Below are 18,632 nucleotides of genomic sequence, written 5' to 3'. Positions count from 1 at the left end.
AAGTAGACTTAAAAATTCTGGGGGTTAAAGGGGAAAATCTTTGTAATCATTTGCTGTTATTGATTTTTATTTTAAGAGTTAAGTCGGAGGATAAATAATGAAGGATGCTCGTATTATTGCTGCTATACCAACCAAGGCGGAAACTTGTGTTTTGAAAAACAATGGGATATTTGAGAAGTTCAGTCATGAAAAAATATTAAAATCCTGCCTTATGGCAGGCGCACCACTATGGGCGGCGGAAAAAATAGCTTCTCAGGCTGCTGGGGCGGCCTATGACGGAGTCACCACTAAAGAAATCAAGATGTGGGTATATGACTCTTTGAAGCGGGTAGAACCAGAGATAGCTGACAAATACCTCAAAAGTAACCAGTTACGGGTTCGAACAGCACGGGACACCATAGAATCCTTCGACAAATCAAAAATAGAGAAAACCCTCGTGGTAGAAACAGGGGCCAGTCCGGAACTTGCCGATAAAATAGCCACTGAAGTATGGAAAGAGGTTAAAAAACTGGACGTGGAATACTTAACTGCTCCCATGCTCAGGGAAATGGTAAACACTAAACTGGTTGAAAATGGCCTGGAAACATTAAGGCGAAGGTACACCAGGCTAGGGATACCTGTTTACAACATAACCAACCTCATTGAAAACGGAAGCCGGGACAATGCCAACATGATCCACAACCCGGAAACTGTGCACAAATACGTGGCAGATGAGGCCCTTAAACAATACGCACTTCTACATATACTCCCCAATGAACTGGCCGATGCTCATTTAGGTGGAGATATACACATTCACGATCTGGAATTCTTTGCTGGCAGACCCATAAACTGTCTGCAACATGATCTAAGATTCTTCATACGAAACGGACTTAAAGTTGACGGCACAGGAGACCACACTTCAGTGGCCGGACCACCAAACCACATCGAAACCCTGATGAACCACTCTGGAGAAATCATGCTGGCAGCCCAGCAGAACATGAGTGGAGGACAATCAATGAGCCTGTGGAATGTATTTGTTGCACCATTTGCCCATGGACTTCCCTACGAAAAGGTCAAACAGGCAGTCCAAATGTTCATTTACAACCTTAACATGGCCTACGCTGCCCGGGGAAGCCAAGTACCATTCACCTCCATCAACATGGAATTCACAGTACCTGACTTCTTAAAAGAAGAACCTGCCTATGGGCCTAAAGGTCGTCTGATGGGAACATACGGTGATTTTGAAGACGAAACCCGAATGTTACAAAGGGCATTCACTGAAGTGCTCCTAGATGGGGATTCCGATGGCAAACCACATCTATTCCCCAATACCATCTACGCCTTGCGAAAAGAAGTTCTGAAGGATGAATTCGCAGAGGACTTGGAATTAGTCCACGAATTATCATCTAAGTACGGTACTGCCTACTTCACTAACATGTTACCCAGTTACCGGGGACAAATGGCCAACTACATGGGATGCCGAACATCCCTCTCTGACAATTGGACTGGGGACTGGGAAAAAGACTGTTTTAGAACAGGAAACTTGGCCTATGTTACACTGAACCTACCTAGAATAGCATACCAGTCCCGTGATGAAGATGAAATCTTCGAGTACTTGGATTCCTATTTACGCCTGTCAGAAGAGGTACTGATGTTACGTCGCAAGCAAGCGGTGGCCTGTCTGGATGATTACAACCTGTTACCATTCTTAACCCAGAACCTTAATGATGAACGTTATTACCGGGTGGAAAATTCCACAATGACATTTGGATTTGTGGGATTAAACGAAATGCTCCAATCATTCTGCGGATCCGGAATTGAAGACCCAGATTCACTCAAATTAGGCCTCAAGGTTGTTGACTATATGAATGGGCGGGCTCAGGAACTTAAAAAAGACACAGGACTTCGCTGGACCATTATCCAGACACCCGCAGAGTCCACCGCCTACCGGTTTGCAATGTTGGATAAGGAAAAATTCGGTAACAATGCAATAACCCAGGGGGATTCCGATGCCTATTACTACACCAACTCTTCCCATGTACCAGTGGATACCACTGTGAATCTGGCTGAGAAGATCCGTATTGAAGAACAGTTCCACAGCCGTACTCTGGGTGGTCATATCTTCCATGCATTTATGGGTGAATCCCACAGTGACCCTGAGGCACTCATGAGCCTCACTAATAAAATCGCCCGAAAATCTGATATTGGTTTCTGGGCATACAGCAGCGCCCTGAGCTTCTGTGTGAAATGCAAAACCCTGATGAAAGGATTACAGAATAGCTGTGTTGCCTGTGGAGAACAGAAAGAAGTGGAATGGTATGACCGGATAACTGGATACGTACAACAGGTGGGTCGCTCTAAATCTGCTAGTGGCGGTTGGAATCCTGGTAAAATGAAAGAATTACATGATAGGAGAAGGTTTTAAACCTTTATCTATTTTTTTTTAATTCTATAGTTAACGACATAGAAAATTTTATATATGGTGGGTTTTATATTTATTTATATGAATAGAAAGCCAACTATAAATAAGGATTTTACGAGTGTTGAAGAGCTTCAAATTAGAATAAAGAAGTTGGAACAGGATGTAAAAGTTTTAAACAAGTTGTATTTCATAAATGATATTTATCATGATGTTTCTATCACAGAATCTTGTAAAAAACTGGGAATTACAAGAGTTACTGGGCATAATTGGTTAAATCAATGGAATGAAGGTGGATATGATTCTTTAGGCAGAAAATCTGGTAGTGGGGGTCAATCGAAACTTACTCCTGAGCAAAAAAAAGAATTATCTGAAATTATCATTGATAATAAGATTTATAGCTCTAAACAGGTTTTAGAATTAATAAAAGAAAAATTTAATGTTGAATACAGTATTAGACAGGTGGAAAGAATTTTAAGAGATTTAAAATTTGGATATGGTAAACCTTATACGATATATTCAAAAATGCCAGAAGATGCTGAAGAATCACTTAAAAAAAACTTCAAGGAATAAATCTTGAAAATAGCATAATTGGATTTTTAGATCAGACAGCATGCCAAAATATTGGTAATTCAGGCCGTATTTGGTATAAAAAAAGAACTAAAAACATTTTAAAGAAAAATCCAGATAAATTTTCAGTTACAGGAATAGGATTCCAGTCAGCAAACGGCAAATCATTAATAGACTTTCCCAAAGGATCTAAAACATTTGATTTTATCAATTTTCTAGTTAAAATTAGAATTCAAAACTCAAACAACCCATATTGCAAATCTAAATTGAATTCCATTTTAAATAATATTAACATTGATGAAACACATCTAAAAACGCTTTTAGAAGCAGATTTCCATGATAAAACTGAATTTAAACATATTATTGACGATTTTTTCACACCTCAAAAAGATTTAAATATCGAACAAATCAAGAAAAAAATGAGGATTATCTTAGAAAATGAAAATAAAAAGAATCAAAGAATAATTGACAAATTACAAAGGGAAAATATTGTTAAAAATTTAGAAAACTCTGAAATTATAAGTCAATTAAAAAAAGAAACAAAAATTGTAATAATTTTAGACAATTATCCAGTTCATAAAGCACAATTAGCTAAAAAAGCTTGTGAAATCCTTAATATCCAATTAATACTTTTACCCCCATATTCTCCAAAACTAAATCCTATAGAACAAGTTTGGAGAATAATAAAACGTGAACTGTCTAAAATCTATATAAAAGATGAAACATTCTTAATTCAAAAATTTAAATCTTACTACAATGAAATAGTCGGAAATGAAACATTATACGAAGGATGGATAAAAAAAATTATAAAAACAAATTGTTAAATTTTTAATGTCGTAGACTAGAAGTTAAATTTTTTAGAATTAATAAAGTTAGAACCAATGCCGGGATTAACTTATAATTTAACTCAAAAAAAAGAATAAAATCAGAAAAATTTACCTTATAAACTATACTGATAAATCAGCAAATCTTATCTCTGCAAATATCCTTCATTTTTATTGTTTTTATTCAAAACAATACTCTTCTTACATTCATCCTTGGTTTCTGGGAAATCAGCACGGTAATGTGCTCCCCTGCTCTCCTCACGGATAATAGCAGACTTGGTAACTAATTCAGCTATCAAAACCATGTTCTCCAGTTCCAGAGCATCTAATAGGTGCGGGTTATATCCACGTACCTCCGGTAGCTTCATTCGAACCATTTTATCTTTGATAGCATGGATGGCATTTAAAGCTGATTTAAGGCCTTCATCCCTGCGGATTATGGCTACATTATTCCACATGACTTCCTGCAGTTCTTCTTTAATCTGGAAGGGATAGTAATCCCCGTCCTTGAATAGTTTTTCAATTCGTTCTTCTTCCATTTCCAGAGATTTTGGATTCAATTTGAATTTAGATTTAGTTACGTTTTTTGCGGCTGCATCTCCGGCACGTCTTCCGAATACCTGGGTTTCGGCCAGTGCATTTCCACCGAGCCGGTTGGCACCATGAACTCCACCAGCAGCTTCTCCCGCTGCGTAGAGGTTTGAAATTTTGGTTTCACACTGTGAATTTATCCGGGCTCCTCCCATGAAGTGGTGGGCGGTGGGTGCTACTTCCATTGGTTCTTCCCGGATGTCCACCCCTACATCCTGGAATTGTAAGAGCATTGTTTCCAGTTTTTCTTCAATGACCTCGGCCGGGAGGTGAGTCACATCCAGATAGACTCCACCGTTTTCAGTGCCTCTTCCTTCCATTATCTCGTTGTAGATGGCCCTGGCTACCACGTCCCGTGTGGCCAGCTCTCCACGTGAGTCATAGTTGGTCATGAAACGTTTCCCCTGGGAGTTTATGAGTCTCCCCCCTTCTCCACGAACCGCCTCGGTCACCAGAACTCCCCGGCGGGAGTCAGGGTACAGCATGCCGGTGGGGTGGAACTGAACCTGTTCCATGTCCAGAAGATCTGCACCGGCATTCCAGGCCAGAGCATATCCATCCCCAGTTTTTTGAAGGGCATTAGAGGTTACCGGGTAGATCCAGCCCGCCCCCCCAGTGGCAATGATGGTGGATTTAGCATGGAAAACCACAAATTCAGTACTCTCTAAGGACACTCCACATGCTCCCCCCACCCGTCCAGTATCATCCTGGATAAGTGAGGTGATCATGACCTCGTCCACAGTCTGAATACCCTGACGAATAACCTCCTCCTTGAGGGCAGTCATCATCTCGTGACCAGTGCGGTCCCCCTGGAAACAGGTTCTAGGGTAAGTTTGACCACCAAATGGTCGCTGGTTCAGTTGGCCTGATTCCTGTCGGTCAAAGAGGGCACCGTAGCTCTCGAGTTCGGTGAGTCGGTCTGGTGCTTCTTCCACCAGGATACGTGCCAGTTCAAGGTCGTTGAGGTAGCCCCCTCCTTTGAGGGTGTCCTCCAGGTGTGCCTGTACACTGTCATCTGCATCCACATAGGCAAAGGCAGCATTGTAGCCCCCCTCTGCCAGAGTGGTACACCCTGATTTGTAAGATAATCCCTTGGATACTATAATAACGTCTAAATCATGCTTTTTTGCTTCGATGGCTGCTCTGCACCCGGCTCCCCCGGATCCAATGACCAGTACATCGGTGTGGTAAGTCTCCCTTTCCATACTATGAATTTGCACCCGGTTTTATTTAAGTTTTTTAAGTAGAGTGGAGAGATAGTTTAAGGGTATGACCCGATATAAAAATATGTTTAAAACAATTTTCAATATTATCTTTAAAGTAAGGGAGGATGTGCAGTGAAGAAAAAGGAGATATTAAAGCTGGCGAAGAGGGATTTTGAAAAGGCCTGGGCTGAAACAGGTAAAAATCTTAAAAATCCCCATCATGATGAGGAATATCCACGTTTGCACTTCAAACCCGGCCAAACCCATCCACTCTCCGATACCATGGCCCAGCTCAGGCAAGCCTACCTGCTCCTTGGTTTCCAGGAAACCATCAATCCCCTCTTCATTGAAGAAGATCATGTTTACCGCCAGTTCGGACCAGAAGCCCCGGCAGTTCTGGACCGTTGCTTCTACCTGGCAGGACTACCCCGACCAGATATAGGGATCGGTATGGATAAAATAGCACAGATCGAGGAAATAGGTGTTTCCCTTGATGAAGAAAAAATTCAGGGACTGAAAGAAGTGTTCCGTAGCTATAAAAAAGGTGAAACCAGCGGAGATGACCTTATCCACGATGTGTCCCTTGCCCTGGAAGTAGCCGATGCCACCGGGCTACGAGTTATGGAGAGGGTTTTCCCTGAACTTAAGGAGTTAACCCCCATCTCCAGCAAAACCACTTTACGTTCACATATGACTTCTGGATGGTTCATCACCCTGAATGCATTGAACCAAAACAACACATTGCCAGTTAAACTATTTTCAATTGACCGTTGCTTCCGTCGGGAGCAAAGAGAGGATTCAAGCCACCTTATGACCTACCACTCCGCTTCCTGTGTTTGGATGGATGATGAAGTTTCTCTGGATATGGGAATGGCTGTTTCAGAGAGCCTTTTGGAGTATTTCGGATTTCAGAAGTTCAAATTCCTGCTTGATGAGAAGAAATCCAAGTACTACATCCCTGGGACTCAGACTGAGGTCTACGGTTACCATCCTAAACTGAATGAATGGGTGGAGGTGGCTACATTTGGTTTGTACTCCCCCATTGCACTGGCCAAGTATGGTATTGACCAGGAAGTTATGAACCTGGGTGTGGGTGCCGAGAGAATTGCCATGATCCTCGGTGGTCACCAGGATATTCGGGAGATGGTTTATCCCCATACCTATGGTAAGTGGGGTCTCAGTGACCGGGAAATGGCCTCCATGCTCCACTTGAACCTGTATCCAGTGACTGATGACGGGCGAAGGTTGATGGAATCCATAATCCAGACCGCCGTAGAATATGGTGACACCAGTTCACCCTGCGAGTTCACCGCGTTCCAGGGAGAATTCATGGGTAAAAACATTGAAGTAAAGATCATTGAACCCGAAGCCGGTACCAAACTACTGGGACCTGCCAGCTGGAACCGGGTGCATGTTTATCAGGGAAACATCGTTGGTGTGCCCCAGCCCGCAGAGATAGAACGTTTCCAGTCACCTGATGATATTGTAGAAAAGCTTCTAAGCATGGGAAAAGAGGTAATGGATGACCTGGCTATTAAGGCCCTTAAAAAGGGCATACCCACCGGTATCAGTTACATGGACGGTGTGGCAGCCCAAGCAGCCTACCGTATGGAGGAGATGGTGGTTAGCGGAGAGGAACAACTTAAGTTACGTGCCACCATAGCCAAATCCCCCTCGGACATCAACCTTAAACTGGACGAACTGGCCATGCGCTACATAAACAGCAATAACAAAGTTATAGACATCAGGGGGCCAATATTCTGCACAATAACTGGTGAGATTAAAGACTAAATTATATCTCTCCGGTTCATGAAATACTGGGCAATTGATGTTAAATAAAAAAATATTTTTTTTCTTTTTAGGAAAACTCATAATTCTCTAAAAGGATAGTTCCAAATAAGAGATTTCTTCCTAATAAAGATAGTTCCAAAAAGATAATCATGTCAAAATCTTTAAAAAACAAAATTTTCCACGCAGATAATGTGTATCCATAACTTCACCCAAGAGATAGCTAATATACAGTTCTCCCTGGCAGATAGGGTGTTGGAAGAAGACTGTTTTAACAGTTTGGATACTGTGGCCGGAGTGGATGTTTCTTTTTCCGTGGATAACCAGGCAATTGCGGCAGTTGTGGTTTTGCAACTGGGAGATCTGGAGATACTGGAAAAGAGAACACTGCCCGTGGAACTATTTTTCCCCTACATCCCTGGTTTTCTCGGTGTTAGGGAGGCTGATGCAGTTATTTCAGTACTGAACACTTTAGAACACGATTTCGATGTTCTAATGGTTAATGGTCACGGTGTTATGCATCCCCGTGGCTTTGGATTGGCCTGTCAGGTGGGTGTCCTCTGTGATGTTCCCACCATTGGGGTGGCAAAAAGGTTAATTGATGGAAGGTATATAAAGAGGGCCACCCAAAGACACCACGCCATTGGCGAATTTCAACTGATAACCGAAAACAATAATGAGCTTGGGGCCTTTTTTAAGGGGAAATACGTGAGCGTTGGGCATAAAATATCCTTAAAAACTGCATTGAGTATTGTGAAGATGACCAGCGTTTTCAAAACTCCGGAACCAATCAGGCAAACCCATATACTGGCAACAGAAACTTTTAAACAGGAATTAACGAGTAATTAAGAATTAAATTAATATTTTTAATACCTACAAATGAATTAAAAGAAATTGAAGGAATTATATGGAAATCACAGGCAAAGTCATCTCTGGAACTCGTAAAGGCACGTATTTCATGTCTTTAGAGGTTTATAAGGAGGAGTTTAGGAAAAAGCTTAAATTTGAACCATTTCCGGGTACTCTTAACCTGAAAATCTCTCCTGAAAACGCAGCCCGTATATCGAGTATGCAGGATAAAATGAGAGTCATTGAAGGGACTGGTAATTATGGGGATGTTAAATTTCTCCCAGCTCAACTCAATGGAATGGTAGAGGGGGCTATTCTGTTCCCGGTTAAGACTGAGCACTCCCCAGAAATATTGGAATTTGTGGCCCAGGAAAATCTTCGAAACACTCTCAATCTCAATGACGGAGATGAAGCTACTTTAAAAATAAATTGAGGATCAAAATTATTTTTGTTTTAGATATAGAAACCATGATTGTATGAAATATGGAAAAATGTTTAACTTATAAAACAATTGTTAACTAAACTACTAAAAATTTAATTATCAAAAAAAAATCTAATCAGTGATCACATGATAAAAAAAGCCATAGAATCATTTAAAAAGGGAGAAATTGTTTTAATCTTTGACGATGACAACCGGGAGCGAGAAACTGACATGATTGTGGCTGCGGAGTTTATGACCCCCCAGCACATGACCACCATTAGGAACGATGCTGGTGGTCTTTTCTGCGTCCCCATATCTGCAGAAATCTCCGATAAACTGGGAATTCCATTCATGACCGATTTGATGAATGAAGCCAGTAAAGAATACCCAGTTCTAGCTGAATTAACCCCTAACGACATACCTTACGATGAAAAATCAGCCTTCTCCATAACCGTGAACCACAGGAAGACCTTCACCGGGATCACCGACAATGACCGGGCCTGTACCATCAAGGAACTGGGATTACTATGTAAAAATGGGAATTTCCAGGATTTTGGTAAATATTTCCGTTCCCCGGGACACGTGACCCTGCTTAGAGCTGCTAAAGACCATGTTTTAAAAAGGAAAGGTCATACTGAGATGAGTATTGCCTTGGCTGAAATGGCCGGGCAAACCGAAGTGGCAGTTTGCTGTGAAATGATGGATGATGAGACCGGTGATTCAATGAACACCGACAAAGTAGGGGAGTACGCTAAAAAGAATGACCTGGTATTTTTAAGCGGAGCAGAGTTAATAGAAGCCTACCATGAGTTTAAAGGAATTTAAATTTAGGGAATTTTTTAATCCCCCTTTATTATTTCATTATAACCGCGAAATTAAGTTATTTTTTTAATCCTTTTGAGATTGTCTCATAGTTAATTTCACATTCATCAGGGATCTTAGTTTTCATGAAAAATGTGAATTATCCTTTTTTTACATGATTAAAAGTTAATAAAATCCATTAAATACACGTGATTAGACTTTTAATTGATTTGATGACTAATTTGATAGTTTTAAATTCTTACTAAAACTAAAAGGACTTAATTCTGTATTATGATCATTTCTGTTTCGGTTAATTGAACATTTTAAGCATTTATTAAATATTTTTTGCATATTTTTTTTATCACTTTATGGAGACACTGATACATGTTAATTTATTTGCTTATTTTACTTAATTTGTTATGAGTTCGTTTAATTCAAGGCAGTTATAATTTTAAAAGTTATTTTACTTTTAGATTGTACTTACTAACTTTAATTACCCCTATTTTAATCATACAAACAGAAGTTTTATTTATTATAACTATAGTATGGTTTTATGGATATGACAATACCATCCATATCTAAAACAGACATAAAGGAGGTGAAAAAGACCAATGAAAACCCAAAATAGAAAAAAGATCCCTAAAATTCCCTTTCTACTACTAATAGGTGTGGTTTTATTTTCTTTAAGTGTTAGTGCTGTAAGCGCAGCCAACACATCAAGTAATTCCACAATATACGTCAGTACAGAAGGAAACGACACATGGGACGGACTATCACCCACATACAACACCACAAGCGGACCCAAAAAGACCATAACAAATGCCACAGGCACAGTTACAACAAACGGAACAATCTACATAGCACCAGGAACCTACAACGAATCTTGGATAACTATAAATAAGAACATGACGATCACGGGTGAAAATCAGAAGAACACAATAATCAATGGAAACGGGAACAGGATATTCCACATACTATCAGGAATAACAGCCAATATAACTAACTTAACACTCACAAACAGCACCTCAGAGATGGGTGGTGCCATCTACAATGGTGGAAATTTAACTGTAACGAACTGTACATTCACCAACAACACCGCAACTTATGATGGAGCTTATGCTCGTTATGGTGGTGGTGCCATCTACAATGAGTTTAAGAGTGGAATTTTAACAGTGAAGAACTGTACATTCACCAACAACACCTCGATTCATGGTGGTGGTGCCATCTACAATAAGAGTGCAAGTTTAACTGTGACAAACAGTACATTCACCAACAACACCGCAACTCGGGGTAGTGCGATCTACAATGATCTTGGAAAAAGTTTAACTGTGACGAACTGTACATTCACCAACAACACCGCAGGTTTTGGTACCATCTACAATTATAACAGTGCGGGTTTAACTGTGATTAACAGTACATTCACCAACAACACCGCGGACAGTGGTGGTGCCATCGGCAATGATAATGGTGCAGATTTAACTGTGACGAACTGTACATTCACCAACAACACCGCAACTCGTTATGGTGGTGCCATCGAAAATAATCATGGGGCAGGTTTAACTGTGACGAACTGTACATTCACCAACAACACTGCGAATAGTAAAAGTGGTGGTGCCATCGACAATAGTGGTGGAGGTTTAACTGTGACAAACAGTACATTCACAAATAACTATGCCTATAGTTTTGGTGGGGCTATCACCAATACTGGAAATTTAACTGCTATTAGCTGTACATTCACCAACAACACCGCAACTAGTACTGGTAGTGTTATTTGGAGTTATCAACCGGACGCTTCTAAGGTTGTTGTTGTTCATTTCAACAGGATTGTTGGAAACAATGCAATTAACAGTCAGATCCACTGTAACTATGGTATTATAGATGCTAGGTTTAACTGGTGGGGTTCAAACCTTGATCCATCAATTTATGTGTCTAATGATGTTCACGGTAGTGTTGACGTAAGTTCCTGGTTAATTCTGAATATCACAACGAACCCTGATAATATCTTCTATGGCGGTAATTCGACTGTTATTGTTGATTTACTGCATGACAATACTGGAACTTATCATGACCCAGTAAACGGCCATGCACCAGATGGAATAGTTGTGGATTTCGCAAGTGACATGGGAAACTTAGAACCAGTATCTACTGTATGGGTGAATGGTAGTGCAACATCTGTTTTCACAACAACAACCATCAGCTCAGGAAATATCACAGCCACCGTTGATAATCAAACAGTTTCAACACCAATAACAATAAACCAATCCCCTACCACAATTACCGCGGACCCAGTAAACGGCCACGCAGGCCAAACCATAACAATAAACACCCACATAACAGACCCCAACAGCAATCCAGTAAACGAAGGAAAAGTAACATACAAAGTAAACAACACTCTTATAGGTAATGCAGATGTCATCAATGGTTTAGCAACTATCACATGGACCATCCCCACAACCTGGATTAGTGGCATCTACAGTATAATTGCAGAATACTCAGGCAGTACTAATTACCTAGCATCTAACAACACTACAAACCTAACAATAAACCCAACACCAACCACGGTCACCGTGGACCCAGTTAACGGTGATGTTGGCGAGACTGTAAATATGACCGCTCACGCAACGGATTTTAACGGAAATCCAGTGAAAGACGGACAAGTAACATACAAAGTAAACAACACTCTTATAGGTAATGCAGATGTCATCAATGGTTTAGCAACTATCACATGGACCATCCCCACTAATTGGATTGGTGGCGTTTACAGTATTGTTGCAGAGTATTCGGGTAGTGTCAATTACTTGGCATCTAACAACACTACAAACCTAACAATAAACCCAACACCAACCACGGTCACCGTGGACCCAGTTAACGGCCACGCAGGCCAAACCATAACAATAAACACCCACATAACAGACTCCAACGGAAATCCAGTGAAAGACGGACAAGTAACATACAAAGTAAACAACACTCTTATAGGTAATGCAGATGTCATCAATGGTTTAACGACTATCACATGGACCATCCCCACAACCTGGACCACCGGTACCTACAATATAATTGCAGAATACTCAGGCAGTGCCAATTACCTAGCATCCATCAACACTACAAACCTAACAATAAACCCAACACCAACCACGGTCACCGTGGACCCAGTTAACAGCCACGCAGGCCAAACCGTGCCTATAACCACTCACACAACAGACTCCAACGGAAATCCAGTGAAAGACGGACAAGTAACATACAAAGTAAACAGCACTACTATTGGCACAGTGGATATCTCCAATGGCCTAGCAACCATTAACTGGACCATTCCCACTACCTGGACCAGCGGCATCTACAATATAATTGCAGAATACTCAGGCAGTACTAATTACCTAGCATCTAACAATACTACAAACCTAACAATAAACCCAACACCAACCACGGTCACCGTGGACCCAGTTAACAGCCACGCAGGCCAAACCATAACAATAAAAACCCACATAACAGACTCCAACGGAAATCCAGTGAACGAAGGAAAAGTAACATACAAAGTAAACAGCACTACTATTGGCACAGTGGATATCTCCAATGGCCTAGCAACCATTAACTGGACCATTCCCACTACCTGGACCAGCGGCATCTACAATATAATTGCAGAATACTCTGGTAGCAGTAATTATTTGGCTTCTACCAATGGTACCAGTTTGACATTGCAGCCATCTGCTTATCTGTACATGAACGTTACAAGTTCGAAGGTTAATCCTAGTGTGGGTGATAAGTTTGTTTTAACTTATAAACTCAGTAATAGTGGTCCGGATGATGCGGCTAAAGTTTTGGTGTCATTCCAGATACCGGAAGGTTTGGAATTTGTAACAGCCAGTGTTGACAGCGGAACATACACCTACAACCCCACAAACAGAACAATAACATGGACACTCAACAACGTAGAAGTAGGAGATCCTTATTTGTATCTTACACTTAGGGCACTAACAAGCGGAAAATACACCATAATACCCACAATAAACTCACAAACACTCAACAGAAACACAAACACAATAAAACCATTCAACATTAACATAGAAACACCAAACAACAACAACCCTACAACAAACCCTACAACAGCAAACGCAGCAAGCAACACCATAACAATGCAAAAAACAGGACCACCAACAACAAGCCTCATACTAGCCATACTAGCCATACTCGGAGGAATACTAACACCAAAGAAAAAATAAACCACCAAATACACCCCCCCTTTCTTTTTTTTACATGATTAAAAGTTAATAAAATCCATTAAATACACGTGATTAGACTTTTAATTGATTTGATGACTAATTTGATAGTTTTAAATTCTTACTAAAACTAAAAGGACTTAATTCTGTATTATGATCATTTCTGTTTCGGTTAATTGAACATTTTAAGCATTTATTAAATATTTTTTGCATATTTTTTTTATCACTTTATGGAGACACTGATACATGTTAATTTATTTGCTTATTTTACTTAATTTGTTATGAGTTCGTTTAATTCAAGGCAGTTATAATTTTAAAAGTTATTTTACTTTTAGATTGTACTTACTAACTTTAATTACCCCTATTTTAATCATACAAACAGAAGTTTTATTTATTATAACTATAGTATGGTTTTATGGATATGACAATACCATCCATATCTAAAACAGACATAAAGGAGGTGAAAAAGACCAATGAAAACCCAAAATAGAAAAAAGATCCCTAAAATTCCCTTTCTACTACTAATAGGTGTGGTTTTATTTTCTTTGAGTGTTAGTGCTGTAAGCGCAGCCAACACATCAAGTAATTCCACAATATACGTCAGTACAGAAGGAAACGACACATGGGACGGACTATCACCCACATACAACACCACAAGCGGACCCAAAAAGACCATAACAAATGCCACAGGCACAGTTACAACAAACGGAACAATCTACATAGCACCAGGAACCTACAACGAATCAGGAATAACCATAAACAAAGACATGACAATCACCGGCGAAAACCAGGAAAACACAATAATCAATGGACAACACAACGGAAACAGCATATTCAACATACTATCAGGAATAACAGCCAATATAACTAACTTAACACTCACAAACAGCAGGGGAACTTTGGGTGGTGCCATCTTCAATAATGGAAATTTAACTGTAACGAACTGTACATTCACCAACAACACCGCAACTTATGGTGGTGCCATCTGCAACTGGTGGGGAAGTTTAACTGTGACGAACTGTACATTCACCAACAACACCGCAAATCAGCATGTTGGTGCTTGGGGTGGTGCAATCTACAATAAGTTTGCAAGTTTAACTGTGACAAACAGTACATTCACAACCAAAACCATTTCTGGCCTCGGAGATGATTCTGGAGGTGCCATCTACAATGATGGTGGAAGTTTAACTGTAATTAACAGCACATTCACCAACAACAGCGCAACTCGCTATGGTGGTGCCATCTTCAATAATGCTGGAAGTTTAACTGTAATTAACAGCACATTCACCAACAACAGCGCATATTGTGGTGGGGCCATCTACAATAAGGGTGGAAGTTTAAGTATGACAAACTGTACACTCACCAACAACACAGTATCTGAGGATGGTGGGGCCATCTACAGTAAAGATGGTGAAAGTTTTAGTATGACAAACTGTACACTCACCACCAACAAAGCAGCGCGTTATGGTGGTGCCATCTACAAGGATGGCGGACGTTTGACTGTGATGAACTGTATACTGGCAGATAACACCATGAATCTAGAACAAGGTTATGGTGGTGCCATCTTCAATAATGCTGGAAGTTTAACTGTGACAAACAGTGCATTCACAGACAACACAGCATATTGGTATGGTGGTGCCATCTACAATAATGGAAGTTTAACTGTGACAAACAGTACATTCACAAATAACTACGCCTATGGTGATGGTGGGGCCATCTACAATAATGGAAGTTTAACTGTGACAAACAGTACACTAAAAAATAACACCGCTTCTGGTGATGGTGGGGCCATCTACAATAGTGGAGGTTCAACTGTGACAAACAGTACGTTCACAAACAACAACGCCTATACTTCTTACGGTGGTGCCATCTACAATCATCTTGGAGGTTTAATTGTTACGGAGAGTACATTCACCAACAACACCGCCTATGGGGATAGTGTTGCTGGTGGTGATAGTGGTGCGGGTGGTGCTATTTGGAGTTATGGAGGTAAGGTTGTTGTTCATTTCAACAGGATTGTTGGAAACAGTCCAAATAACAGTCAGATCCACAGCGAAATGGGCACAGTGAATGCTACGCTTAACTGGTGGGGTTCAAACCTAAATCCATTAAGTTATGTGTCTAATAGTTCAAATGGTAGTGTTGACGTAAGTTCCTGGTTGATTCTGAATATGACAACTAACCCTACTAATATCTTCTATGGCGGTAATTCGACTGTTATTGTTGATTTACTGCATGACAATACTGGAACTTATCATGATCCAGAAAACGGCCATGTGCCAGATGGAATCTATGTTGAATTCTCAAGTTACTTGGGACTCTACAGACCAGCTGATAATGTACTGGTGAATGGTAGTATAACATCGTTTTACATACCAGGAACCGTAGGCTCAGATAATATTAAGGTGACAGTTGATAATCAAATACTTTCAACACCAGTAACAATAAACCAGTCTCCTACCACCATTACCGCAGATCCAGTTAGAGGTGATGCGGGTGAAACTGTAACAATAAACACCCACATAACAGACTCCAACGGAAATCCAGTAAAAGACGGACAAGTAACATACAAAGTAAACAGCACTACTATTGGCACAGTGGATATCTCCAATGGCCTAGCAACCATTAACTGGACCATTCCCTCTTCGTGGATTGGTGGTTTCTATGGTGTTGTTGTAGATTATTTAGGTAGTCATAAGTATTTGGCTTCCACCAATACTACAAACCTAACAGTAACCCCCATCCCCACTACCATTACCTTGGACCCAGTTAACGGCCACGCAGGCCAAACCATAACAATAAACACCCACATAACAGACTCCAACGGAAATCCAGTGAAAGACGGACAAGTAACATACAAAGTAAACAACACTCTTATAGGTAATGCAGATGTCATCAATGGTTTAACGACTATCACATGGACCATCCCCACAACCTGGACCACCGGTACCTACAATATAATTGCAGAATACTCAGGCAGTGCCAATTACCTAGCATCTAACAACACCACAAACCTAACAATAAACCCAACACCAACCACGGTCACCGTGGACCCAGTTAACAGCCACGCAGGCCAAACCATAACAATAAACACCCACATAACAGACTCCAACGGAAATCCAGTGAAAGACGGACAAGTAACATACAAAGTAAACAACACTCTTATAGGTAATGCAGATGTCATCAATGGTTTAACGACTATCACATGGACCATCCCCACAACCTGGACCACCGGTACCTACAATATAATTGCAGAATACTCAGGCAGTGCCAATTACCTAGCATCTAACAACACCACAAACCTAACAATAAACCCAACACCAACCACGGTCACCGTGGACCCAGTTAACAGCCACGCAGGCCAAACCATAACAATAAACACCCACATAACAGACTCCAACGGAAATCCAGTGAAAGACGGACAAGTAACATACAAAGTAAACAACACTCTTATAGGTAATGCAGATGTCATCAATGGTTTAACGACTATCACATGGACCATCCCCACAACCTGGACCACCGGTACCTACAATATAATTGCAGAATACTCAGGCAGTGCCAATTACCTAGCATCTAACAACACCACAAACCTAACAGTAAACCCAACACCAACCACGGTCACCGTGGACCCAGTTAACGGCCACGCAGGCCAAACCGTGCCTATAACCACTCACACAACAGACTCAAACGGAAATCCAGTAAAAGACGGACAAGTAACATACAAAGTAAACAGCACTACTATCGGTAATATGGATGTTTCTAATGGTTTAGCGACTATTACATGGACCATCCCCACTACGTGGATTGGTGGTGTTTACAGTATTGTTGCAGAGTATTCAGGTAGTGTCAATTACTTGGCTTCAACCAATACTGCAAACCTAACAGTAAACCCAACACCAACCACGGTCACCGTGGACCCAGTTAACGGCCACGCAGGCCAAACCGTGCCTATAACCACTCACACAACAGACTCAAACGGAAATCCAGTAAAAGACGGACAAGTAACATACAAAGTAAACAGCACTACTATTAGCACAGTGGATGTTTCTAATGGTTTAGCGACTATCACATGGACCATCCCCACAACCTGGACCACCGGTACCTACAATATAATTGCAGAATACTCTGGTAGCAGTAATTATTTGGCTTCTACCAATGGTACCAGTTTGACATTGCAGCCATCTGCTTATCTGTACATGAACGTTACAAGTTCGAAGGTTAATCCTAGTGTGGGTGATAAGTTTGTTTTAACTTATAAACTCAGTAATAGTGGTCCGGATGATGCGGCTAAAGTTTTGGTGTCATTCCAGATACCGGAAGGTTTGGAATTTGTAACAGCCAGTGTTGACAGCGGAACATACACCTACAACCCCACAAACAGAACAATAACATGGACACTCAACAACGTAGAAGTAGGAGACCCCTACCTATACCTCACACTACAAGCACTAACAAGCGGAAAATACACCATAATACCCACAATAAACTCACAAACACTCAACAGAAACACAAACACAATAAAACCATTCAACATTAACATAGAAACACCAAACAACAACAACCCTACAACAAACCCTACAACAGCAAACGCAGCAAGCAACACCATAACAATGCAAAAAACAGGAACACCAACAACAAGCCTCATACTAGCCATACTAGCCATACTCGGAGGAATACTAACACCAAAGAAAAAATAAACCAACCCATTCAACCCCTTTTTTTCTTTTTTTAAAGAGATCAATGAATTTATCATAGTTAATTTTTTTAAGATCTTGTTTTAGGAGTTATATCTAAAAATTAAAGTACATAATTAATAACACACAGAATAGCACGAATTCTCGTCAAAAAACTGATTAACACGCACAAGACCTACAAATAATAATGAAGCCAAATCCCCCTAAACAAAAAGCATTTGATAATACATGGAAAAAAAGAAAAATTAATAAACAATTAAATTATTTTTAGAGACGG

Annotated in this window: 10 protein-coding genes; 9 read left to right on the top strand and 1 reads right to left on the bottom strand. The window is 40.5% G+C overall.

The genetic code is table 11. From position 1 onward, the window contains the following. Positions 1 to 97: 97 nt before the first annotated feature. From nrdD to BK009_RS09975, 3 genes are all read left to right on the top strand, one after another. Complete coding sequence (gene nrdD / locus BK009_RS09985; protein ID WP_100909518.1) at positions 98 to 2,404, top strand: anaerobic ribonucleoside-triphosphate reductase; 2,307 nt, start codon at positions 98 to 100, stop codon at positions 2,402 to 2,404. Positions 2,405 to 2,482: 78 nt separating this feature from the next. Further along, a complete protein-coding gene (locus tag BK009_RS09980; RefSeq protein ID WP_157809696.1) occupies positions 2,483 to 2,971 on the top strand; it encodes a helix-turn-helix domain-containing protein in 489 nt (162 codons plus the stop codon). A gap of 263 nt (positions 2,972 to 3,234) precedes the next feature. Beyond that, on the top strand, positions 3,235 to 3,792 hold the full coding sequence (locus tag BK009_RS09975) for a transposase (protein WP_100906223.1): 558 nt from the start codon (positions 3,235 to 3,237) through the stop codon (positions 3,790 to 3,792). A 146-nt stretch (positions 3,793 to 3,938) separates the two neighbouring features. On the opposite strand, the gene tfrA is transcribed toward BK009_RS09975, so the two are convergent. Then, the gene (tfrA, locus tag BK009_RS09970; RefSeq protein ID WP_100909517.1) at positions 3,939 to 5,588 is read right to left on the bottom strand and encodes a fumarate reductase (CoM/CoB) subunit TfrA; all 1,650 of its coding nucleotides are present in this window, start codon (positions 5,586 to 5,588) and stop codon (positions 3,939 to 3,941) included. A 132-nt stretch (positions 5,589 to 5,720) separates the two neighbouring features. Here tfrA and sepS point away from each other — a divergent pair, with 132 nt between their 5' ends. The 6 genes from sepS (at position 5,721) to BK009_RS09940 (ending at position 18,358) form a co-directional block, all read left to right on the top strand. Further along, a complete protein-coding gene (sepS, locus tag BK009_RS09965; protein ID WP_100909516.1) occupies positions 5,721 to 7,379 on the top strand; it encodes an O-phosphoserine--tRNA ligase in 1,659 nt (552 codons plus the stop codon). Positions 7,380 to 7,568: 189 nt separating this feature from the next. Continuing rightward, the gene (locus BK009_RS09960) at positions 7,569 to 8,225 is read left to right on the top strand and encodes an endonuclease V (protein ID WP_100909515.1); all 657 of its coding nucleotides are present in this window, start codon (positions 7,569 to 7,571) and stop codon (positions 8,223 to 8,225) included. Between the two features lie 58 nt (positions 8,226 to 8,283). Beyond that, a complete protein-coding gene (locus tag BK009_RS09955) occupies positions 8,284 to 8,658 on the top strand; it encodes a DUF120 domain-containing protein (RefSeq protein ID WP_100905160.1) in 375 nt (124 codons plus the stop codon). Positions 8,659 to 8,793: 135 nt separating this feature from the next. Beyond that, a complete protein-coding gene (gene ribB, locus BK009_RS09950) occupies positions 8,794 to 9,471 on the top strand; it encodes a 3,4-dihydroxy-2-butanone-4-phosphate synthase (protein WP_100909514.1) in 678 nt (225 codons plus the stop codon). 587 nt (positions 9,472 to 10,058) lie between these two features. After that, positions 10,059 to 13,664 carry a beta strand repeat-containing protein gene (locus BK009_RS09945; RefSeq protein ID WP_100909513.1) on the top strand — a complete coding sequence of 1,202 codons (3,606 nt, stop codon included), beginning with the start codon at positions 10,059 to 10,061 and terminating at the stop codon, positions 13,662 to 13,664. A 470-nt stretch (positions 13,665 to 14,134) separates the two neighbouring features. Continuing rightward, on the top strand, positions 14,135 to 18,358 hold the full coding sequence (locus tag BK009_RS09940) for a beta strand repeat-containing protein (protein ID WP_100909512.1): 4,224 nt from the start codon (positions 14,135 to 14,137) through the stop codon (positions 18,356 to 18,358). Positions 18,359 to 18,632: the final 274 nt, after the last annotated feature.

This window comes from Methanobacterium subterraneum, from assembly GCF_002813695.1.
Lineage (GTDB): Archaea > Methanobacteriota > Methanobacteria > Methanobacteriales > Methanobacteriaceae > Methanobacterium > Methanobacterium subterraneum.
This window is presented reverse-complemented; position numbering and strand designations above follow the sequence as displayed.

What these genes read in the sequence shown, in the direction of transcription:
- BK009_RS09980 (WP_157809696.1), top strand. Translation starts at nt 2,483, where the DNA reads ATGAATAGAAAGCCAACTATAAATAAGGATTTTACGAGTGTTGAAGAG.
- ribB (WP_100909514.1), top strand. Translation starts at nt 8,794, where the DNA reads ATGATAAAAAAAGCCATAGAATCATTTAAAAAGGGAGAAATTGTTTTA.
- BK009_RS09945 (WP_100909513.1), top strand. Translation starts at nt 10,059, where the DNA reads ATGAAAACCCAAAATAGAAAAAAGATCCCTAAAATTCCCTTTCTACTA.
- BK009_RS09955 (WP_100905160.1), top strand. Translation starts at nt 8,284, where the DNA reads ATGGAAATCACAGGCAAAGTCATCTCTGGAACTCGTAAAGGCACGTAT.
- nrdD (WP_100909518.1), top strand. Translation starts at nt 98, where the DNA reads ATGAAGGATGCTCGTATTATTGCTGCTATACCAACCAAGGCGGAAACT.
- tfrA (WP_100909517.1), bottom strand. Translation starts at nt 5,588, where the DNA reads ATGGAAAGGGAGACTTACCACACCGATGTACTGGTCATTGGATCCGGG.
- BK009_RS09940 (WP_100909512.1), top strand. Translation starts at nt 14,135, where the DNA reads ATGAAAACCCAAAATAGAAAAAAGATCCCTAAAATTCCCTTTCTACTA.
- BK009_RS09960 (WP_100909515.1), top strand. Translation starts at nt 7,569, where the DNA reads ATGTGTATCCATAACTTCACCCAAGAGATAGCTAATATACAGTTCTCC.